Genomic DNA, 20,945 nt, shown 5'->3' with positions numbered 1-20,945 from the left:
CGACCCGAGCCCCCCTCCCCACGCCGCGCGGGCGCCCCGCCGCCACCTGCGCCGCGGCCGGCGCGCGGCCCCGCGCGAAGATCGCGTGCGCGAGCCGCTTCCCGACAGGCGCGAAACCGGCTAAGCCCCGCGCATGACAGATCTCGATGACCTCCCCGCCGACGACGCCGATCCCTCCGCGCGCCCCGTCATCCGCCTGAAGCCCAAATCCGGGCGCCGGTTCCTCGCCGGCGCGCCTTGGGTCTATCAGGACGAGATCGTCATGGACCGCCGCACCAAGAAGATCCAAGCCGGATCCGTGGTCGAGCTCCAGGACCCCGAGCGTCAGACGCTCGGCCTCGTGGCCTTCAACGCCGAGAGCGCGATCTCCGCGCGCCTGCTCGACGCCGATCCCAAGGCCGAGATCGACGCCGCTTGGCTCGACGCCCGCCTGACCTCCGCGCTGGCCCATCGCGCGCGCCTCTTCGACCGGCCCTTCTACCGCCTGGTCCATGCCGAGGCCGACTTCCTGCCCGGTCTCATCGTCGACCGCTTCGGCGACGCCGCCGTGTTCCAGCCCAACGCCGCCTGGGCGGACGCCCGCGCCGACCTGATCGCCGAGGCGATCATCCGCGTCACCGGCGTCTCCACCGTCGTGCTCAACGCCGGCTCCCGCGCCCGCGCGCAGGAAGGCCTGAACGCCGAGACCCGGATCATGGCCGGGTCCCTCGACGCGCCGGTCGAGACGTTGATGAACGGCGCCACCTATCTCGCCGACCTGCTGGGCGGCCAGAAGACCGGCCTCTATTACGACCAGCGTCCCAACCACGCCTTCGTCGCCCGCCTCGCGCGGGACAGATCGGTGATCGACGTGTTCTCGCATGTCGGCGGATTTTCGCTGGCGGCGCTCGCCGCCGGGGCCGCCTCCGCCCTCGCCGTCGACGGGTCCGAACCCGCGCTGGCGCTGGCCCGGCAGGGGGCGGAGCGCACCGGCGTCTCCGACCGGTTCGAGGCGAAGCGCGGCGACGCCTTCGACACCATGGCGGCGCTGGCCGAGGAAGGCCGGACCTTCGACGTCGTGGTCTGCGACCCCCCCGCCTTCGCGCCCAACCGCTCCGCCTTCCAGAACGGCATGCGCGCCTATTCCCGCGTCGCGCGGCTGGCGGCCAAGATCACCGCGCCGGGCGGCTACCTGACGCTCTGCTCCTGTTCGCATGCGGTGGACATGGAGCAGTTCCGCGGCGCCTGCGCCCACGGCCTGCGCACCGCGGGGCGCCCCGCCCAGCAGATCCGCGCCGGCGGCCCGGGCCCGGATCACCCTAGCCTCCCCGCGCTGCCCGAAACCTCTTACCTCAAAGCCCTCACCTGGCGGCTTCCTTGAGCGGCGAAGGCGACGAGGGGGCCGGCGCCGCCGCGCCCCGCGCCTTCCTCGACGCTTGCGTCCTCTTCCCGCCGCTGACCCGCGGCCTGCTGCTGTCGGCGGCGACCGAAAACCTGATCGACCCCGCCTGGTCCCCCGGCGTGGTCGCCGAATGGGCCCATGCCACCGCCCGCGACCATGGGCCGGAAGCGGCCGCCGCCGTGCATCGCGAGGCCGGTCTGATGGCCCGCCGCTGGCCTGCGGGTCTCGCCTCCCCGACGCGCGAGTCCGCCGACGCAATATCGCTTCCCGACGAGGATGACCGCCACGTGCTCGCCGCGGCGCTCGCCGCCGGGGCCTCGCTGCTGGTCACCGCCAATCTGCGGGATTTTCCGGGGGCGAAGCTGCGTCCGCTCGGCCTCGCGCCGATCCATCCCGATGCGCTGTTGTGGGAGATCGCGGGCAAATCCCCCGCGCCCATGGCCCGCGCGCTGACCCAGGCGTTGGCCGCCTTTCCCGCCCTGCAAGCGGACCGGTTCGAGATGCTCCGCGCCCTCAAGCGCGTCGGCCTGCCGCGCCTCGCGAAACTGATCCGTCAGGGCGCGCTCGACGCCTGAGCCTCAGCGCAGCCTCTGATCGCCGCCGCCGGGCCGGTCCCAGCTGGCCTGCAACGCCTCGATCGCCTCGATCCTGGCCTTCGAGGGCGGATGGCTCATCAACCAGGCGAACTGGCCGGCGCCGGGCGGGGACATCTTGTCCAGCTTGGCCAGCAGGCTCGCCTGCGCCGCGCCGTTCAGCCCCGCCTTGCGCATCAACGCCGCGGCGAAGGCGTCCGCCTCGAATTCATCCCGCCGGCTCAGCCGGGCCGAGATCAGCCGGGTCAGCGCCACCGCGATCCACGGCCCGATGAACGGGATCAGCCGCCCCAGCAGCGCGCCCAGCACCAGCCGCACCGCGTTCTGCCCGGTCCAGTCCACCATCCGCCGCTTCGAATGGCCCAGCGCCACATGGCCGAGCTCATGGGCGATGATCGAGGCGACCTCGTCGGCGCTCACCCGCCCCATCGCGTGCTGGTCGAGCACGCCGCGGGTGACGAAGACCCGCCCGTCGGGCGCGGCCAGCCCGTTGAACACCGGAATGTCGTAGACCAGCGCCCGCAGCTCCGGCAGATCCACGGCCCGCCCCAACCGGCGCACCGCCGCCTCCAGCTCCGGCCGGTCGAGCGGCGCGGATTTCTCGGAAAGCTCGCGCTTGAGCCGCCAGGTTGAGAACTGCCAGCTCAGCAGCCCGTAGGCGATCAGCGCGATGAAGGGGAGCAATTTCAACATGCCCCGAAGATAGGGCTCCCGACCGCTTCAGGCCAGCCTTCCGCGCATCACGCTTGCATGCGCGACGCCGCGCATTCACCCTCTTCGCCGTTCCCAGGGAGGGCATCACGTGACCGCGTATCCGACCAAGACCCGCGAGATCCACAGTCATCATTTCGATTCGACCGTCTGGAACGATTTCCCGTTCCGCGACGACGACATCGTCATCGCCACCTATGCCAAGTCGGGCACCACCTGGCTGCAGCAGATCGTGGCGCAGCTGCTGTTCAAGGGCGACCCGACGGTGGATGTCGGCGAGATGTCGCCCTGGCTCGACCTCCGCGTCCCGCCCGCCGAAGTGAAGCTCGCGGCGGTCGAGGCGCAAACCCATCGCCGCTTCCTCAAGACCCATCTGCCGGTCGACGCCCTGGCGATGTCGCGCAAGGCCCGCTACCTCTACGCCGCCCGCGACGGGCGCGATGTGGTGTGGAGCCTCTACAACCACCACGCCAACGCCAACGACCTCTGGTACCAGGCGCTCAACGACACGCCGGGCCGGGTCGGGCCCCCCATCGCACCGCCCGAGGGCGACGTGGTCGCCTATTTCCGCGACTGGCTGGCGCGGGACGGATACCCGTTCTGGCCCTACTGGGAGCATATCCGCGGCTGGTGGGCGATCCGCGATCTGCCCAATGTGCTGCTGATCAACTACGCCGATCTCAAGCGCGACCTGGCCGGAGAGATGCGCCGCATCGCAGGCTTCCTCGAGATCGAGGTGGCGGCGGCCGACTGGCCGGTGATCGTCGAGCATTGCGGCTTCGCCTACATGAAGGCCAACGCCGCCCGCAGCGCCCCGCTCGGCGGCGCCTTCTGGGACGGCGGGGCGGAGACCTTCATCCACAAGGGCGTCAACGGACGCTGGACGGACACGCTCCCCCAGACCGACCGCATGGCCTACGAGGCCCGCGCCGAAGCCGAACTCGGCCCCGACTGCGCCCGCTGGCTGGCGCATGGCAAGGGCTGACGGCGCAAAGGAAAAGGCCCCGGTTTGATCCCGGGGCCTCTTTCGTCGGGCGATCTCAAATCGAGGGATGGCGGGCGGGGCGTCGGCGCCAAGCCGCGCGTCCGGACGACATCCCGAAGCCGCGCCCTAGCGGCTCAGCTCCTTCATCGCGGCGCCGAGGCCTTCCAAGGTCATCGGATGCATCCGGCCGCCGAAAATCTCCTGCACCATCTGGATGGAGTGGGTGTACTTCCACTGCCGCTCCGCCACCGGGTTGATCCAGGTGCAGGCCGGCCATTTGGCGATGGCCCGCTTCAGCCAGACCTCGCCGGCCTCCTCGTTCCAGTGCTCCGACGCGCCGCCCGGATAGGCGATCTCGTAGGGGCTCATCGAGGCGTCGCCGACGAAGATGCACTTCCAGTCCTTGGGGAACTTGTTGAGCACGTCGATGGTCGGCATCTGGTCGGTCCAGCGCCGCTTGTTCTCCTTCCACACCCCTTCATAGAGGCAGTTGTGGAAGTAGAAATGCTCCATGTTCTTCAGTTCGGTCTTTGCGGCGGAGAACAGCTCCTCCATCACCTTGACATGGTCGTCCATCGACCCGCCGACATCGAGGAACAGCACCACCTTCACCGCGTTGCGCCGCTCGGGCCTTGTCTTCACGTCGAGATAGCCATGCTCGGCGGTGGAGCGGATGGTGTTGTCGAGATCCAGCTCCTCGTCCGCCCCGTCCCGCGCCCAGCGGCGCAGGCGCTTGAGCGCGAGCTTGATGTTGCGGGTCCCCAGCTCTACATCGTCGTCGAAATCGCGGAACTCGCGCCGGTCCCAGACCTTCACCGCGCGGCGGTTGCGCGATTCCCTCTGGCCGATGCGCACGCCTTCGGGGTTGTAGCCATAGGCGCCGAAGGGCGAGGTGCCGGCGGTGCCGATCCATTTGGACCCGCCCTGGTGCCGCTCCTTCTGCTCCTCCAGCCGCTGGCGCAGCGTCTCCATCAGCTTTTCGAAGCCGCCGAGCGCCTCGACCTCGGCCATCTCCTCCTTGGACAGGTGCTTTTCGGCGAGCCGACGCAGCCATTCCTCGGGCAGGGCGACCGCTTCGGGCCCCTCCTTGGCGCCGGAGATGGCCTCGAGGCCCTTGAAGACCTCCGAGAACACCCGGTCGAACTTGTCGATGTTGCGCTCGTCCTTCACCAGCGCGGCGCGCGAGAGGTAGTAGAACCCCTCCACGTCGTACTGGACCAGACGTTTGTCCATGGCCTCGAGCAGCGTGAGATACTCACGCAGGCTGACCGGCACCTTGGCCTCGCGGAGGCCCAGAAAGAGATCTACGAACATGGCCCGACACTAACGCGGCCGTGGGCCGGGCGTCGAGCGGGAAAGCGGTTTGGGACGGGCGCGGCGCGCAAATTTCAGCCGGCGGATATCGGGGCGGCCAACCGGGCTTGCCGGGCGGCCGCGGTCCAGATCGCCTGCCGGGCCCCGCGCAGAGGGAAGCATCCGGCGTCCAGGGATCGCCCTTCGCCCACCGCACGCTGTTTTTCCGCGATCCCGACGGCAATCTGCTGGAGATCTACGCCGAGATCTGAGCCGCCTGAGGCCTCAGAACAGCCCCTGCCAGTCGCCCAGCGAGGCGACGGCGTAGGCGACCAGCGTCGGCGCGAGCCCGAGGATGAAGCCGTAGCGCAGCCGGTCGGCGATCCCGCCCCCGGCGCGGCGCGCCTTGAACCAGCCGAAGACGAAGCCGGCGGCGAATATCGCAAGCAGGATCATCGCTGATACTTGATGAACGGGGTCAGGGTCGCGATCCGGTCGTAGAGCATCCGGGCCGTGTGGTTGAATTCCTGGGTCATCCAGTAGACCGAGGGGCAGCCGGCCGCGTCGGCGGCCTTGTAAACCGCCTCGATCAGCGCGCGCCCCGCTCCGGTGCCGCGGGCGCCCGGGTCGACGAACAGGTCCTGCAGGTAGACCACGTCCTCCACCCGCCAGTTGTGACGATGGAAGATGTAATGCACCAGCCCCACCGGCTTGCCGTCGCTCAGCGCGATCAGGCCGTGCAGGTCGGGATGGTCGGGCGACAGCATGCGCGCGAAGCTGTTGGCGTAGACCTCCTCGGCCACGGAGCTCTCGTAGAACTCCAGGTAGCCGGTCCAGAGGCGGCGCCATTCGGTTTCGTCGCCGGGTTCGAGCGGTCTGATGATCAAGGTCATGGCGCAGGTTCTGCCTTGCGCGCGCCCGCGCCGCAAGAGGACGCGCGGGCGCAGGGGCGCCCGGATGCGAGCCCCTGATGCGAGAGCGCCCCGGACGCGAAAAGGCCCCGGCGCGACGCCGGGGCCTTCTCAAATCCAGACGCCCGCCCCGAAGGGGCTCAGCGCTCGCGCCGCGCCATGAAGGCCAGCCGTTCGAACAGGTGCACGTCCTGCTCGTTCTTCAGCAGCGCGCCATGCAGGCGGGGCAGGGCGTCGGTGGGGTTGGCGCGCAGATCGGCCGCGTCCAGATCGTCCGACATCAAGAGCTTCAGCCAGTCCAGCACTTCCGACGTCGAGGGCTTCTTCTTCAGCCCCGGGGTGTCGCGCAGATCGTAGAACTGGGTCAGCGCCGCGCGCAGCAGGCTCTGCTTGATGTCGGGGAAGTGGACCTTGACGATCTCGGTCATGGTCTCGTTGTCGGGGAACTGGATGTAGTGGAAGAAGCAGCGGCGCAGGAAGGCGTCGGGCAGCTCCTTCTCGTTGTTCGAGGTGATCAGCACGATCGGCCGGACCTTGGCGCGCACCAGCTCGCCGGTCTCGTAGACGTAGAATTCCATGCGATCGAGCTCCTGCAGGAGGTCGTTCGGGAACTCGATGTCGGCCTTGTCGATCTCGTCGATCAGCAGCACCACCTTGTGGTCCTGGTCGAACGCCTCCCAGAGCTTGCCCTTCTTGATGTAGTTGCGCACGTCGCGCACCCGCTCGTCGCCGAGCTGGCTGTCGCGCAGGCGCGACACCGCATCATATTCGTAGAGGCCCTGCTGGGCCTTGGTGGTGGACTTCACGTTCCACTCGATGATCGGCAGATCGAGCGCCGAGGCCACCTGGCGGGCCAGCTCGGTCTTGCCGGTGCCCGGCTCGCCCTTGACCAGCAGCGGGCGCTCCAGGGTGATGGCGGCGTTGACCGCGATCTTGAGGTCATCGGTGGCGACGTAGTCGCGCGTGCCTTCGAATCTCATGGGCGTCGCCCGCTCCTTCGCGTCGGTTTCCTCCGCGCGCCCGACTTCGCGGACGCCGCTGGGGTCGATAGGTGGCACATACGGCAGCGTATGAGCAAGGGCGCCGGCGCGAGCGTCGGACCATATCCGCCGGCGGGCGCCGCGGGGCGCAGACCGCGCGATCCGGGCGCCGCGCGATTCGGCAAAAGCATGGTTGGGGCGCCCCCGATTCGGGCGTTCGGGGCCACGCGCCTGCGCCTGCGCCGCTTAAGGAACCTTTCGCGTGACTTAATCGCCCCCCGCGGCTATACGGACCGCGGCGGCGCGACGGGAGTGCGGCGCACAGGCCCTCCGCAGCGGGACCCTGCTGGAGGCCGCCGGCTCCCCTCGATCCCCCGTGCCGCGGGGTGGATGACGAGCATCGAGGTGCCTGGCGATGAAGTCCGAAATCGTGATGGAAAGCGAATACTTTCCGACGGAAGACGAACCTTTCATGAACTCCCGGCAGAAGGAATACTTCCGGCGAAAACTCGTGGACTGGCGTGACAGCATCCTGGCCGAGAGCAAGACCACGCTCGAGGGGCTCCAGGAAAGCGGCCAGTCGGTGCCCGATCTCGCCGACCGCGCGTCGGCCGAGACGGATCGTGCGCTCGAGCTGCGCACGCGCGACCGTCAGCGCAAGGTGATCTCCAAGATCGACCAGGCCCTGCGGCGCATCGAGGACGGAACCTACGGCTATTGCGAAGTGACCGGCGACCCGATCAGCCTCAAGCGGCTGGACGCGCGCCCGATCGCGACCCTGAGCCTCGCCGCCCAGGAGATGCACGAGCGCCGCGAAAAGGTCTATCGCGACGACTGAACCCGCGCCGCCGGACCCGCCGTTGGGAGCGACGACGGGTCCGGCGGAGCGCGAGGATGGCAAGGGCCGGCCTTTCGGGGCCGGCCTTTTTCGTGTCGGGACGGAAGCTGGCTTGCTCGAAGCGCTCGGCTTCGCCCGTCGCGTCGCCTGCCCCCCGGAGATGGAGAGGGGGCAGGGTGCGCCGCGCGGCTTACGCGGCCGCGGTTGGATGCGCTTTCTGGTTGCGGACCTGCAGCCGGTTCAGCGCATGCACATAGGCCCGGGTCGAGGCGAAGATGGTGTCGGTATGCGACGACCGCCCCGTCGCGATCCGCCCGTTCTCCTCCAGCCGCACCGAGACCGTGGCCTGGGCGTCGGTGCCCTCGGTCACAGCGCTCACCTGGTAGAGCTGCAGGATGGCGTTGTGCGGCACCAGCTTCTTGACCGCGTTGAAGCAGCTGTCGACCGGCCCGTCGCCCGAGGCCTCGGCCTTCAGCACCACGCCGTCGACCTCCATCTCGATCTTCGCCGACGGCGTGACCGAGCCGCAGACCACTTCCAGCGCCGTCACCTTGTAGCGCTCGGGCGCGCCGTCGGCCCCGGTTTCGGCCATCAGCGCCAGGATGTCCTCGTCGAAGACCTCCTTCTTGCTGTCCGCCAGCGCCTTGAAACGCACGAAGGTGTCGTTGAGCTGGTTGTCGCCGACCTCGTGCCCCAGGTCCTTCAGCTTGGCGCGGAAGGCGGCGCGGCCGGAATGCTTGCCCATCACCAGGCTCGACTCGGTCAGGCCCACCATCTCGGGCAGCATGATCTCGTAGGTCGACTTGTCCTTCAGCATCCCGTCCTGATGGATGCCGGCCTCATGGGCGAAGGCGTTCTTGCCCACCACCGCCTTGTTGTACTGCACCGGGAAGCCGGTGATCTGGCTGACCATGCGCGACGCCGCCATGATCTTGGTGGTGTCGATGCGGTTGTCCCAGGGCATGATGTCGTGGCGCACCTTCATCGCCATGACGACCTCTTCCAGCGCCGCGTTGCCCGCCCGCTCGCCCAGGCCGTTGATGGTGCATTCCACCTGCCGCGCCCCGGCCGACACCGCGGCCAGCGCATTGGCCACCGCCATCCCCAGATCGTTGTGGCAATGGGTGGAGATCACCACGTCGTCGATCCCCTGCACCCGCTGCTTGAGCATGCGGATGATCGCCGCGCTCTCGTCGGGGGCGGTGTAGCCGACGGTGTCGGGGATGTTGATGGTGTTGGCGCCGCTGTCGATGGCCAGCTGCACCGCCTGCACCAGGAAGTCATGCTCCGACCGGGTGGCGTCCTCCGGCGACCACTGCACGTCGTCGGTGAATTCGCGGGCGCGGCGCACGGCGAACTCGATCTTCTCCAGCACCTGCTCGGGCTCCAGCATCAGCTTTCGGGCCATGTGCACGGGCGAGGTGGCGATGAAGGTGTGGATCCGGCTGCGTTTCGCCTTCTCCAGCGCGCGGCCGGCGCGCTCCAGGTCGGCGGCGCCGGTGCGGGCGAGGCCGCAGACCACCGCATGGTCGATGATGCCTGAAATCGCCTGCACCGCCTCGAAATCGCCTTCGGAAGCGTTGGGGAAGCCGGCCTCGATGATATCCACGCCCATCTCGTCCAGATGGCGGGCGATGCGCAGCTTCTCGTCCAGGCTCATCGTGGCGCCGGGCGACTGCTCGCCGTCGCGCAGCGTGGTGTCGAAGATCAGCACGCGGTTGGGGTCGGCCTTCACCGCATCGGTGATCGGGCCGGAAGCGGGCGCGGAGGCGCCGGTGTCGGTCATGGTCGTCATGGGAATGATCCTTGCTGGCAGGGAGGTCGCGCGGCGCGTCTCATGTCCCCTGAGCGCGCGCGCCGACGTCCCGGCACGCTCAGGGGCGTGTAAGGAGAAGCGCGAGGCCGAGCCCGGTCCGCAGCGAGGCGGTGGCGGCTGTGCAGGCGTTCGTGACCATGGCGCGCAATATACGCGCGGCGCGACGGAAGGAAAGAGGAAAGCGCGGCGTCCTTCCGTCCCGGTTTTCGCCGATTTCGGACGGGCGCGGCGACGAAGCCTGGCTTCGTTGACCTCTTGGAAAGGCGAAGCGTTCATTTTCCGGCGACCATGACGCAGACGCACCGCCCCTGATCGTGAGGATCGCGCCCATGTTCCGACTGACCATCGCACGCCGATTCCTGATCGCCGTCGGCATCCCGTCGCTGATGCTGCTGGCCTTCGCGGCGATCGAGGCGCGGCAGGCCTGGCGGCAGGCGGAGATGGCCGCAGCGGCCGAGGAGGGGGTCGCGCTGGTGCGGATCGCGTCGGGACTGGTGCATGAGCTGCAGAAGGAACGCGGCGTGTCCGCCGGCTATCTCGGGTCCGGCGGCGCGGGCGACTTCCGCCAGCGGATGGACGGCCAGCGTCTGGCCACCGACGCGGCCGCGACCGACTTCGCCGCCCGGCTCGCCGCCTATCGCCGGGTCGGTCCGCCCGCGGTGGTGGCCCAGGCCGACGAGGCGCTCGCCATCGCGGCGGAGCTCGACGCCAAACGCCGGGCGGTGGATGATCTGGCGATTCCCCTGGGCGACATGGCCGGCTGGTACACGCGCCAGATCGCCGAGCTGATCAGCGTGGCGCCCACGCTGCGCACCGCGATGAGCTTCGCCGAGGGCGACGCGCTGCTCGCCGCGCTGACCGCGCTGATCAATGCCAAGGAACGGGCGGGACTGGAACGGGCGATGGGGGCCAACGGCTTCGGTTCGGGCGCCTTCGCGCCGGAGGTCTACGCCCGCTTCGCCAATTTCGCCGTGCGCCAGGACGTCTATCTCGACGAGTTCCGGGAGGTCGCGCCGCCGGACTTCGTCGAGGGACTGGATCGGCTGCTCGCCAGCCCCGAAACCGCGGAAGTGGCGCGCATGCGCGTGGTCGCCGCCAACGGCATGCGGCTCGGTTTCATGAGCGGGGTCGACGGGCCCGCCTGGTTCGACGCGATCACCGCCAAGATCAACCTGATGAAGGATCTCGAGGACCGGATCGCGGACCGGCTTCAGGTCGTGGCCGCCAGGGCCGGCGACGTGGCGCAGAGGTCGCTGGCGACGACCCTCGCCGTCATCTGCGCGGCGCTGATCGCCTCCTTCGCGCTCGCCTATGTCTCGGCGATGGGCCTGGTGCGGCCGCTGCGCGCGATCTCCGCCGCCTTCGTCAATATCAAGGCAGGGGCGGATCTCGGCCTTGACGAAAAGACCCTCGCGCGTCGCGACGAAGTCGGCGGCCTCGCCCGCAACGCCCGCGAGATGAGCCATACCGCCGACCGCGCCCACCGGATCACCTCGGCGCTCGACGTGTCTGCGGGGCCGATACTGGTTTGCAACAGCCGTTTCTTCATCACCTACGCCAACCCGGCCTTCCAGAAGATGGTCGACCCGTCGGTCGGGTATTTCTCGGCGATGGGCGCCGATGTCAGCGACATCAACGGCAAGAACATCGATATTTTCCACAAGGACCAGCCTCGCATCCGCCAGATGCTCGAAGCGTTGCAGGGCCAGCACAAATCGACCATCACCTTCGACGGGCGCATGTTCGACGTCACCGCCGCGCCCATCGTCGACAACCATGCGCGGCGCATCGGCTACGTCATCGTCTGGGACGACGTCTCCGACACCCGCCGGCTCGAAATCCAGCTGCGCGACATGCTGACGGCGGCCGGCCAGGGCGATTTCGCCAAGCGCATCGACATCCGCACCGAGGACGTCTTCCTGCGCGACGTGGCCACCGGCATGAACCGGATCTGCGAGATCGTCGCCGCCTTCTCCGCCGATGTGGACGCCGCGGTGCGCGCGCTGGCCGAAGGCGACCTCACCCAGCGGGTCAAGGGAACCTATGGCGGCGCGTTGCGCACGCTGGCCGAAGGCGTGAACGAGACGGTGGACCGGCTCGACGGCCTGATCACCGACATCAAGTCCGCCGGCGGCCGGGTGCGCAGCGCGTCGGACGAGATTGCGTCGGGCGCGGGGTCGCTCGCCGAGCGGGCCGAGAGCCAGGCCGCGGCGCTGGAGCAGACCCGCGCGCTGATGGAAGAGATGACCGGCTCGGTGAAAGCCAACGCCGTCTCCGCCCACGAAGCGCGTGCCGAGGCCATGGAGGCCGACGGCCGCGCCGATGGCGGACGCGCGGTGGTGGACGAGGCGGTCTCGGCGATGAGCCGCCTGTCCGAAAGCTCGCGCCGCATGACCGAGATCGTCGACGTCATCGCCTCGATCGCCACCCAGACCAACCTTCTGGCGCTCAACGCCGCGGTGGAGGCGGCGCGGGCCGGCGACGCGGGCAAGGGCTTCGCGGTGGTCGCCTCCGAAGTCGGAGCCCTCGCCCGACGGTCGCGCGAAGCCGCCGACGACATCCGCGGCCTGATCGCCGAAAGCGCGGAGCGGGTCGACGCCGGCGTCGGCCTGGTGGAGCGCACCGGCTCGGCCCTGTCCGAAATGGCCGAGGCGATGCAGCGGATTTCGGAACGGGTCGGCCGGATCGACCTGGCGAGCCGCGAGCAAGCCTCCGGGGTCGAGGAAATCAATCAGGCCGTGGTGCAGATGGACGAGACCACCCAGCGCAATGCGGCGCTGGCCGAAAGCTCGGCCCGTTCCGCCCGGTCCCTGGCCTCGGATTCCGAAGAGCTCGACCGCCTCACCGCGATGTTCCGCACCCGCGATTCCCTCCGCGACGCTGGCCGGGACGCCGGCCGCCAGAGCCGGGTGGCCTGACCCCGGCGCCCTCGCGACCCTGAACCTTCCGGTTCCGGTCAGCCAATGGCGGGATGTCAGGTGGCGTTGGAGGGCGATGATGCGCGGCCGACGATTCTGGCGCGACGGGTCCTTCCATCCTATATCAGGCAGGGATCGTCGGGATCGCGCTGCAGGCCGTCCGAAATGCGGGATTCCGATCTGCGATAGCCCTGGTTTCGGAAGGTTTCGACTGGCCGGCGCTCCGTTCCGCATGGCGCCGGACGCGACGTTCTCGCATTGCGCCTCGGACGGTTGGATATCGCGATGCGCCAAACCACCCGCGCAGGCGGCTGTTCCGGTGTCGCGAACTCGTCGCCACCTCGCGCCGCCATTGCGGTATCGGCCTCGCCCTGCGCAGCGGACGTTCCCGGCCCTTCGCCATCCGCCGGGATCCGCTCCTGATCCTCCGCCTTCATGGAAAGCTCACGTGCGCCGGTTCACCGACCGACCCGGTCGGGGGCGCCGCATGATCGCCGCGCGGTCGCGCATGGCATCCAGCGCAGGGCGGTTCACCCGCCGCTGGACTGGACGCCGCTGGCCGGGGCGCCGTCCAGCCATTCGCCCTCGAACACCGAGCCGTCCGCATAATCCATCCGGCCCTGGCCCTCGCGCCGGCCCTTCACGAAATGGCCCTTGTAGACGTCGCCGCTCATGTAACGGGCCTCGCCCACGCCATCGATCTCGCCGGCCGTCCACTCGCCCTCATAGGTCGAGCCGTCGGGGAAGGTCATCGAACCGCGGCCTTGCTGAAGGCCCGCCTGCCATTCGCCCTCATAAGCGTAGCCGTCGGCATAGATCAGCTTGCCGATCCCGTCATATTGCCCGGCCGCGAAATGCCCGACATAGCGCGAGCCGTCGGCGAAGCGGGCCTCGCCCGCGCCGTCGAGCCGGCCCGCCGCCCAGGTTCCCTCGAAGACGTCGCCGTCGGCATAGGTCAGCACGCCGGCCCCCTCGGGCTTGCCGTCGACGAAGGCGCCCTTGTGCACCCGTCCGTCGGGATAGCGCGCCACGCCCTCGCCCTGCATCGCGCCGGCCTTCCAGTCGCCCTCATAGACGAAGCCGTCGGGCAGGGTGAGCTTGCCCTGGCCGTCGCGCAGACCGTCGGCGAAGCTTCCTTCGTAGACCGAGCCGTCGGGGAACGCCTCGCGCCCCTGGCCGTGGCGGACCCGCGCCTTCCAATCGCCCTCGTAGACATAGCCGTCGGGATAGGTGAGCTTGCCCTCTCCCTCGTATTTGCCGGCCTTGAAGCCGCCCGCGTAGCGCACGCCGTCGGCATAGGCGGCGACGCCCTCGCCCTCCAGCCGGCCCTCCGCCCAGGTCCCCTCGAAGCGGTCGCCGTTGGGATAGGTCAGCACGCCCGCGCCTTGCGGCTTGCCGGCGACGAAGGCGCCTTCATGCACACGGCCGTCGGCGTATTTCGCCACGCCCTGGCCTTCGATCCGCCCGTCGGCCCAGCCGCCTTCGTAGGCGAATCCGTCGGCGGCCACGAACTTGCCCTGGCCGTGCCGGCGGTCTTCCTTGAAGTCGCCCTCGTAGACGTCGCCGTTGGCGTAGATGGCCTTGCCGCGCCCCTCGCGCTTGCCATCGACGAAGCCGCCTTCGTAGAGGTCGCCATTGGCCTGCGTCGCCGCGCCCGCGCCTTCGAACCGGCCCGCGACCCAGGTCCCCTCGTAGACGTCGCCGTCGGGCAGGGTCATCTTGCCGGCGCCCTCGCGCAGCCCGGCCTGGATCTCGCCGACATAGATCGAGCCGTCGGGATAGCGCAGCTCCGCCGCGCCCTGCGGCTCGCCGGCGACGAACCCGCCTTCGTAGCGATAGCCGTCGGGGCGCGTCAGCACGCCGTGGCCGTCGGGCTGCGAGTTCTTGAACGTGCCCTCGTAGACCATCCCGTCCACGTATCGCGCGACGCCGGCGCCCTCGATCCGGCCCTCGATCCAGTCGCCTTCGTAGCCGCCGCCCTCGGCATAGGTGATGCGGCCGTGGCCCTGCGGCTTGCCGCCGACGAACGCGCCTTCGTAGATCGAGCCGTTGGGGTATTTGGCGACCCCTTCGCCCTCGATCCAGCCGTCGCGGAATTCGCCGACATAGGAGAACCCGTCGGGCCGGGTGAGCGTGCCGGCGCCGTGCTGGCGGCCTTCCTTGAACTGGCCCTCGTAGACCTCGCCGCTGTCGTAGCGCTTGGTCTCGACATCCGATTGCGCGGCGAGATGCAGCGGCGCGACGAAGGGCGCGGCCGCGAACAGCGCGGCGGCGGCGCATATGTGACGCAGGCGCATGCCCCGGCGCTCCTCTCGGCTTGGCGACGGGCCGACCTGTCGCCAGGCGGCCCCGTTTCTGGGGGGAGCGGCGCATTCGCGACGGCTCCATGCGCGCCAGGCGGGGCCCGGCGCGGGATCGGCCAGACGATAGGGGCGGCGCGCGACGCTGGCAACCGGCGCGCGCCTGCGAAACTTCGTTCCACCGGGGGAGGATAGATGGAATTGTTCGCAAGCCCGACCGCGCCCCGACCTGTCGTCGACCTGGCCCCGACCGGACCCGACGCCCCCGCGTCGCCCCGCGGTCTTGCGAAGCGGCCCCGGGCGCCTGTAACTGCGGCCCCGGACCGACCCCCGGCCGCCTCCCCGACGCGGAGCGCGCGCGCAAGGCCCTGCGGAGACCCGAACATGCCCGACGCCTTCCGCCTCACTCTCGCCCAGCTCGACCCATCGGTCGGCGATGTCGGGGGCAATGCCGAGCGGGCGCTCGCCGCCTGGGCCCAGGGCCGCGAGGCCGGCGCGCATTTCGTGGCGCTGCCCGAGATGTTCCTCGCCGGCTACCAGCCGCAGGATCTGGTGCTGAAGCCCGCCTTCGTCGCCGCCTGCGCGCGACGGCTCGAGGCGCTCGCCGCCGCCACCGCCGAAGGCCCCGCGCTCGGCATCGGGGCGCCTGCCGTCGCGCTCGACCGCATCGAAAACGCCTATTTCGTGCTGCACAGGGGCCGCATCCACGCCCGCGTCGCCAAGCACCACCTGCCCAATTACGGGGTGTTCGACGAAAAGCGCCTCTATCGCTCCGCCGACCCGCACGGGCCGGTGCAGATCGGGCCGGTGCGCCTCGGCATCCCGATCTGCGAGGACGCGTGGTTCCCCGATGTGGCCGAGACCGCGGCCGAATCCGGGGCCGAAGTGCTGTTCGTCCCCAACGGATCGCCGTGGGAACGCGGCAAGCACGACCTGCGCATGAACCTGATGGTCGCCCGCGTGGTCGAGACCGGGCTGCCGCTGATCTACCTCAACCGCACCGGCGGGCAGGACGATCAGGTGTTCGACGGCGGCTCCTTCGCGCTCAACGTCCATGGCGGGCTCGCGGCCCAGCTGCCGATGTTCGAGGAGGCGACCGTCACGCTGTCCCTCGCGACCTCCAACGAGGGCTGGCGCTGCGCCCCCGGTCCGATGGCCCCGGTGCCCTCGACCGAGGAGCTGGAATACAAGGCCATGGTCATCGGCACCCGGGACTACGCGCGCAAGACCGGGTTTTCGAAGGTGCTGCTGGGGCTTTCGGGGGGCATCGACAGCGCCATCGTCGCGGCCATCGCCGCAGACGCCTTCGGGCCGGAAAACCTGCGCTGCGTGATGCTGCCGTCCCGCTACACCTCGCCCGAGAGCCTGGCCGATGCGGAAGCCGTGGCGAAGAACCTCGGCGCGCCGCTTTTCACGGTGCCGATCAGCCCCGGCGTCGATGTGGTGGAGGAGACCCTCGCGCCCGCCTTCGAAGGCCGCGCCCCGGACCTCACCGAAGAGAACATCCAGTCCCGCCTGCGCGGCCTCTACCTGATGGCGATGTCCAACAAGTTCGGCGAGCTGCTGCTGACCACGGGCAACAAATCCGAGGTCGCGGTCGGCTACGCCACGCTCTACGGCGACATGAACGGCGGCTGGAACCCGATCAAGGACCTCTACAAGACCGAGGTCTTCGCCGCCTGCCGCTGGCGCAACGCCAATCACCGGCCCTGGATGCGGGCCCCGGCCGGCGAAGTCATCCCGGCCCGGGTCATCGACAAACCGCCCAGCGCCGAGCTGCGCCCCGACCAGCGCGACGACGACAGCCTGCCGCCCTATCCGGTGCTCGACGCCATCCTGCGGATGCTGATCGAGGGCGACGCGTCCATCGCCGACATCGTCGCCGCGGGCCACGACCGCGCCACGGCGGAGCGGGTCGAGCACCTGCTCTACCTCGCCGAATACAAACGCCACCAATCCGCCCCCGGTCCGAAGCTGGGGCCCAAGGCCTTCTGGCTCGACCGCCGTTATCCCATCGCCTCCTCCTGGCGCGACCGCGAGAACGCCTGACCCGTGACCGACAAAACGCCCGACCAGACGCCCGACGAGACCCCGGGCACGCCGCCCAAGCCGACGCGCGAGCAGATGCAGGGCATGACCGACGACGAGATCCTCGCCGCCCATGGCATGGAACTCGGCCCCGCCCTGCCGGCCGAATTCCGGCTGATGGCGGGCAAGCAGGTGCTGCTCGCCTTCCTCTGCGCGCTGGCGGTCGGGCTGGTGATCTCGCGGATCGTCGACCCTGAGGCGTCGGGCGGGGATTCGGCCTTCCTGTGGCTCTCCGGCCTGGTGTTCCTCGCCGCCGGCCTGTTCTTCTGGCGGGAGGGGCGCAACCCGCGCCCGATCCTCATCGTCGACCATGACGGGATCACCGACCGCTCTTTCGGCCGGATCCCGTGGGGCGACGTGCAGGCGTTCCGCATGAACGGCTCGCTGTTCAACCCGGGCTTCGGCTACACCCTGCGCAAGGGCGTGCGCCCGCCGAAGAAGGCCGGGATCTACCGGCTGGGGGGGCTGATGAACCGGCTTTCCGGCCTGCCGGAGCGGACGTTCCGCAAACAGATGATCGCCGGGGGCTGCGACGCGATCCTGCTCGCCTTCCGCAAGGCGCGCCCGGATCTGGAGGGGAAATGACCCTCACCCGTTTCGCGCCCTCGCCGACCGGGCTTCTGCATCTGGGCAACCTGCGCGCCGCGCTGCTCAACTGGCTGATCGCGCGCAAGGCCGGCGGGCGCTTCCTGCTGCGGCTCGACGACACCGACCCGGCCCGCTCCCGCCCCGAATTCGCGGACGCGATCCGCGAAGATCTGACCTGGCTCGGCCTCGCCTGGGACGACGCCTTCCGCCAGTCCGACCGTCTGGCCGAATACGAGGCCGCCGCCGCTCGCCTGCGCGCCTCGGGCCGCCTCTATCCCTGCTGGGAGACGCCGGACGAGCTGGCGCTGAAGCGCCGCGTCCTCCTCTCCCGCGGTCTCCCCCCGATCTACGACCGCGCCGCGCTGGACCTGACCGAGATCGAGCGCGCTGCGCTGGCCGAGGCCCGGCCCCCCCATTGGCGCTTCAAGCTCGACCTCGCGCGGGTGGAATGGGTGGACGGCATCCTGGGCCCGCGATCCGTCGATGCCGGCTCCATCTCCGATCCGGTGCTGATCCGCGAGGACGGGCAGGTGCTCTATACCCTCGCCTCCGCCGTGGACGATGCCGGGATGGGGATCACCGACGTGGTGCGCGGCGCCGATCACGTGACCAACACCGCCGCCCAGATCCAGATCATCGAAGCGCTGAGCTTCATGCCCCCCCGCTTCGCCCACCACTCCCTGCTGACCGGCCCCGACGGCGAGGCGTTTTCGAAGCGCGCCGACGCCCTGTCGCTGCGGGCGCTGCGCGAGGCGGGGCAGGAGCCGATGGCGCTGCTCTCCCTCCTCGCCCGGCTCGGCACTTCCGACCCCGTGGTCGCGCAGCCGAGCCCCGAGGCGCTGGTCGCGGGCTTCGACCTTTCCCGTTTCGGCGCCGCCCCCACCCGGCTCGATCCCGCCGACCTCGACCCGCTGACCGCGCGTATCCTGCACGAGGCGCCCTTCGCCGCCGTCGCGCCGCGCCTCGCTCCGATGGGCGTGGACGAACCGCTCTGGCTCGCCATCCGCGGCAACCTCGCCCGCCTGACCGAGGCCGCCGACTGGGCCGCGCTCTGCGCCGAGGGTGCGATTCCGAAGATAGACCCCGAAGACGCGGCGTTCGTGGCCGAGGCTCTGGCCCTGCTGCCGCCGCGCCCCTGGGGCCCGACCGCGTGGAAGGACTGGACCGGGGCGGCGAAAACCGCCTCGGGCCGCAAGGGCAGGGCGCTCTTCCAGCCGCTGCGCCGGGCGCTGACCGGGCGCGATCACGGCCCGGAGATGGCGGCGCTGATGCCTTTGATGCGCGGCCCCGTCCCCAGGCTCCCTGCCTGACCCTGCATTCCGAAAACCTTGACGCCACGGCCCCCTCGTGATGATTCGTCGCTCGGGGGCGGCGCGCAGGCCGCATGGGGACGAGGGAGCTGGCCCGGCGTGAGCATCGACGCGGACGAGCCGATTCCCGCGCCCGCGGCCCGTTCGCGCCCGCCGCCGGTGCGCCTGCTGCTCGGCCTCGCCATCGCGCTTTGCGTGGCCGCCGTCGCCATCTCCGGGTTTCGCGGCCTCTCCACCCTGCGCAGCCTCGAAGCCGGCCTCAACGACCGCCTCCGGGTGATCCTCTCGCCCTATTCGGAAACCCAGGACCCGCGGATCTCGATCCTCACCGTCACCGAGGACACGCTCGCCCGGTTCCCCTACCGATCCCCCGTCGACCGCGACTTCCTCGCCGACCTGATCGGGCTGCTGAACGACGCCGGCGTCGCCGCCATCGGCCTCGACATCCTGATCGACCAGGCGACCGAGCCCGCCAAGGACCAGCGCCTGATCGACGCCATCCGCGCCTTCCCCGGCCCCCTGGTGCTCGCCTGGGCCGACGCGCGCGCGGGGCTGCGCCCGGCGCAGGAGGCGTTCCTCGCCGAATTCATGGAGCATTCCGGCGCCACCCCTGGCTTCGCCACCGTGCGCTACGATCCCGACGGCGTGGTGCGCCGCTTCGAAAGCCGCCTGCCGGGGGCCGAGCCGATGAGCTTTTCGGCCGCGCTTCTCACCGCGACGGGCCGCGACCTGAACCCGACCGAGGGCCTGGTCGACTGGCGGCGCGAGACCCCCGACGGCTCCGACGCCTTCCAGAAGATCGCGAGCCAGATCCTGCTCAACCCCGCGATGCCCCGGCAGATGTTCAAGGCCTGGTTCGCCGGGCGCTATGTGATGATCGGCGCGGATCTGGAGCAGACCGACCGGCACCAGACCTCGCTGTCGGTGGACCCGACCATCTCCAACCGCACCAATCCCGGGGTGTTGCTGCACGCGCATATCCTTTCCCAGATGCTCGACGGGCGGGTGGTGCGCGATTTCGACGTGGACGGGGCGCCGGGCGCAGCCATCGTCGGGGTGATGGCGCTGCTCGGGGCCGCGGTGGGCATCTGGAACGCGGCCCTTCTCTGGCGGCTGATCGCGCTGGGGGCGGGGGTGGCGGGCTACGTGGCGCTGGCCATCGGGCTCTCGTCGCTCGCCGGGCCTTACCTGCCGGTCGCCCCGGCGCTGCTCGCCTTCATCCTGTCCTTCGGCCTCGGCGGCGCGGCGGAGGCGGTGCTGTCCTCGCGCGAGAAGCAGTTCATCCGCATGGCCTTCTCCCATTACCTCGAACCCGCCATGGTCGACCGCCTCGCCCGCGACCGGTCATCGTTGCGGCTCGGCGGAGAACGGCGCGAGATCTCCTTCATCTTCACCGATGTCGCGGGCTTCACCGACATGTCCGAGAACCTCGAGCCGGAGGTGCTGGCCGAGCTGCTCAACGGCTATTTCGACGGGATGTCCGACATCATCTCCCGCCATTCGGGGACCATCGACAAGTTCATCGGCGACGCGGTGGTGGCCCTTTTCGGGGCGATGACGCCCGAACGCGACCACGCCCTCAACGCCATCCGCTGCGCCGCCGAGATGGACGCGTTCGCCGAGGACTACCGGATCCGCATGGCGCATCTGGGCCTAGGCATCACCCGGATCGGGGTGCATAGCGGCGTCGCCTCGGTCGGCAATTTCGGCGGGCGCAAGCGCTTCGACTACACCGCCATGGGCGATGCCATGAACACCGCCGCCCGGCTGGAGAGCGTCAACAAGCGCCTCGGCACCCGGATCACCGTGTCGGAGGCCGCCCGCATCGCCGCCCTGCGCCATGCCGACGAGTCGCGGCCGCTGCCCGATCTGCGTCCCGTGGGCCGGGTGATGCTGAAGGGCAAGGTCGAGCCGGTGCCGGTCTGGAACCTCGACCGCGTCACCCCGCAGGCCGAACGCGACGCCTATGCCCGCGCGCTCGCCCTGATCTCCCAGGGCGGATGGGGGCAGGGCGGGGCCGGGGCCGAGATGACCTCGGACCCCGAGGCCGCGCGCAGCGCCTTCGCCGCTCTCGCCGCGACCGCCGAGGGCGACGTCGATCCGCTGGTGCGTCTGCATCTGGACCGGCTGGATGCCGGGGCGCGCGACGACCGAATCGTCTGATCCCCAGACGGGGCGCCGAAGACCTGCATCGAATTGTGAAGACCCGCCCCTCGAAATGAGCGTGGAGCGG

At 70.0% G+C, this 20,945-nt stretch carries 16 protein-coding genes; 9 read left to right on the top strand and 7 right to left on the bottom strand.

Features of this window, described 5'->3' with window-relative positions; genetic code table 11:
* Nucleotides 1-133 precede the first annotated feature (133 nt).
* Both ACTB72_RS04160 and ACTB72_RS04155 read left to right on the top strand, forming a co-directional pair.
* The gene (locus tag ACTB72_RS04160) at nucleotides 134-1,360 is read left to right on the top strand and encodes an RSP_2647 family RNA methyltransferase (protein WP_463035725.1); all 1,227 of its coding nucleotides are present in this window, start codon (nucleotides 134-136) and stop codon (nucleotides 1,358-1,360) included.
* Complete coding sequence (locus tag ACTB72_RS04155; protein WP_463035724.1) at nucleotides 1,357-1,956, top strand: RSP_2648 family PIN domain-containing protein; 600 nt, start codon at nucleotides 1,357-1,359, stop codon at nucleotides 1,954-1,956. Before ACTB72_RS04160 ends, ACTB72_RS04155 begins: the two co-directional genes overlap by 4 nt.
* 3 nt (nucleotides 1,957-1,959) lie before the next feature.
* Here ACTB72_RS04155 and ACTB72_RS04150 read toward each other — a convergent pair whose 3' ends face one another.
* Nucleotides 1,960-2,667, bottom strand: coding sequence for a M48 family metalloprotease (locus tag ACTB72_RS04150; RefSeq protein WP_463035723.1), 708 nt, complete (start codon nucleotides 2,665-2,667; stop codon nucleotides 1,960-1,962).
* A 109-nt stretch (nucleotides 2,668-2,776) separates the two neighbouring features.
* Between ACTB72_RS04150 and ACTB72_RS04145 the strand changes: the two genes are divergently transcribed.
* Nucleotides 2,777-3,670: a sulfotransferase domain-containing protein gene (locus ACTB72_RS04145; protein WP_463035722.1), complete on the top strand. Its 894-nt coding sequence runs from the start codon at nucleotides 2,777-2,779 to the stop codon at nucleotides 3,668-3,670.
* 126 nt (nucleotides 3,671-3,796) lie between these two features.
* On the opposite strand, the gene ACTB72_RS04140 is transcribed toward ACTB72_RS04145, so the two are convergent.
* From ACTB72_RS04140 to ACTB72_RS04125, 4 genes are all read right to left on the bottom strand, one after another.
* On the bottom strand, nucleotides 3,797-4,984 hold the full coding sequence (locus tag ACTB72_RS04140) for a vWA domain-containing protein (protein ID WP_463035721.1): 1,188 nt from the start codon (nucleotides 4,982-4,984) through the stop codon (nucleotides 3,797-3,799).
* Between the two features lie 264 nt (nucleotides 4,985-5,248).
* On the bottom strand, nucleotides 5,249-5,419 hold the full coding sequence (locus ACTB72_RS04135) for a hypothetical protein (protein ID WP_463035720.1): 171 nt from the start codon (nucleotides 5,417-5,419) through the stop codon (nucleotides 5,249-5,251).
* Nucleotides 5,416-5,856, bottom strand: a complete 441-nt coding sequence (locus ACTB72_RS04130; protein ID WP_463035719.1) for an N-acetyltransferase family protein — start codon at nucleotides 5,854-5,856, stop codon at nucleotides 5,416-5,418. The genes ACTB72_RS04135 and ACTB72_RS04130 overlap by 4 nt, the downstream gene beginning before the upstream one ends.
* A 158-nt stretch (nucleotides 5,857-6,014) precedes the next feature.
* On the bottom strand, nucleotides 6,015-6,854 hold the full coding sequence (locus ACTB72_RS04125; RefSeq protein WP_463035718.1) for an AAA family ATPase: 840 nt from the start codon (nucleotides 6,852-6,854) through the stop codon (nucleotides 6,015-6,017).
* A 415-nt stretch (nucleotides 6,855-7,269) separates the two neighbouring features.
* Here ACTB72_RS04125 and dksA point away from each other — a divergent pair, with 415 nt between their 5' ends.
* Nucleotides 7,270-7,692: an RNA polymerase-binding protein DksA gene (dksA, locus tag ACTB72_RS04120; RefSeq protein ID WP_463035717.1), complete on the top strand. Its 423-nt coding sequence runs from the start codon at nucleotides 7,270-7,272 to the stop codon at nucleotides 7,690-7,692.
* A 190-nt stretch (nucleotides 7,693-7,882) separates the two neighbouring features.
* On the opposite strand, the gene ACTB72_RS04115 is transcribed toward dksA, so the two are convergent.
* Nucleotides 7,883-9,478 (bottom strand): 2-isopropylmalate synthase, encoded by a 1,596-nt coding sequence (locus tag ACTB72_RS04115; protein ID WP_463035727.1) that lies wholly within the window; start codon nucleotides 9,476-9,478, stop codon nucleotides 7,883-7,885.
* A gap of 359 nt (nucleotides 9,479-9,837) precedes the next feature.
* On the opposite strand from ACTB72_RS04115, the gene ACTB72_RS04110 reads away from it, so the two are divergent.
* Nucleotides 9,838-12,426, top strand: coding sequence for a nitrate- and nitrite sensing domain-containing protein (locus tag ACTB72_RS04110; RefSeq protein WP_463035716.1), 2,589 nt, complete (start codon nucleotides 9,838-9,840; stop codon nucleotides 12,424-12,426).
* Between the two features lie 530 nt (nucleotides 12,427-12,956).
* Here ACTB72_RS04110 and ACTB72_RS04105 read toward each other — a convergent pair.
* Nucleotides 12,957-14,723, bottom strand: coding sequence for an MORN repeat-containing protein (locus ACTB72_RS04105; RefSeq protein ID WP_463035715.1), 1,767 nt, complete (start codon nucleotides 14,721-14,723; stop codon nucleotides 12,957-12,959).
* Nucleotides 14,724-15,110: 387 nt separating this feature from the next.
* On the opposite strand from ACTB72_RS04105, the gene ACTB72_RS04100 reads away from it, so the two are divergent.
* The 4 genes from ACTB72_RS04100 to ACTB72_RS04085 all read left to right on the top strand — a co-directional run bounded on the left by ACTB72_RS04100 (nucleotide 15,111) and on the right by ACTB72_RS04085 (nucleotide 20,875).
* The gene (locus tag ACTB72_RS04100) at nucleotides 15,111-16,775 is read left to right on the top strand and encodes an NAD+ synthase (protein ID WP_463035714.1); all 1,665 of its coding nucleotides are present in this window, start codon (nucleotides 15,111-15,113) and stop codon (nucleotides 16,773-16,775) included.
* 3 nt (nucleotides 16,776-16,778) lie between these two features.
* Nucleotides 16,779-17,399 (top strand): hypothetical protein, encoded by a 621-nt coding sequence (locus ACTB72_RS04095; protein WP_463035713.1) that lies wholly within the window; start codon nucleotides 16,779-16,781, stop codon nucleotides 17,397-17,399.
* Nucleotides 17,396-18,712, top strand: coding sequence for a glutamate--tRNA ligase (locus ACTB72_RS04090; protein ID WP_463035712.1), 1,317 nt, complete (start codon nucleotides 17,396-17,398; stop codon nucleotides 18,710-18,712). The genes ACTB72_RS04095 and ACTB72_RS04090 overlap by 4 nt, the downstream gene beginning before the upstream one ends.
* 99 nt (nucleotides 18,713-18,811) lie before the next feature.
* Nucleotides 18,812-20,875 (top strand): CHASE2 domain-containing protein, encoded by a 2,064-nt coding sequence (locus tag ACTB72_RS04085; protein ID WP_463035711.1) that lies wholly within the window; start codon nucleotides 18,812-18,814, stop codon nucleotides 20,873-20,875.
* The last annotated feature ends 70 nt before the right edge of the window (nucleotides 20,876-20,945 follow it).

This window comes from Albimonas sp. (assembly GCF_055129145.1).
This window is presented reverse-complemented; position numbering and strand designations above follow the sequence as displayed.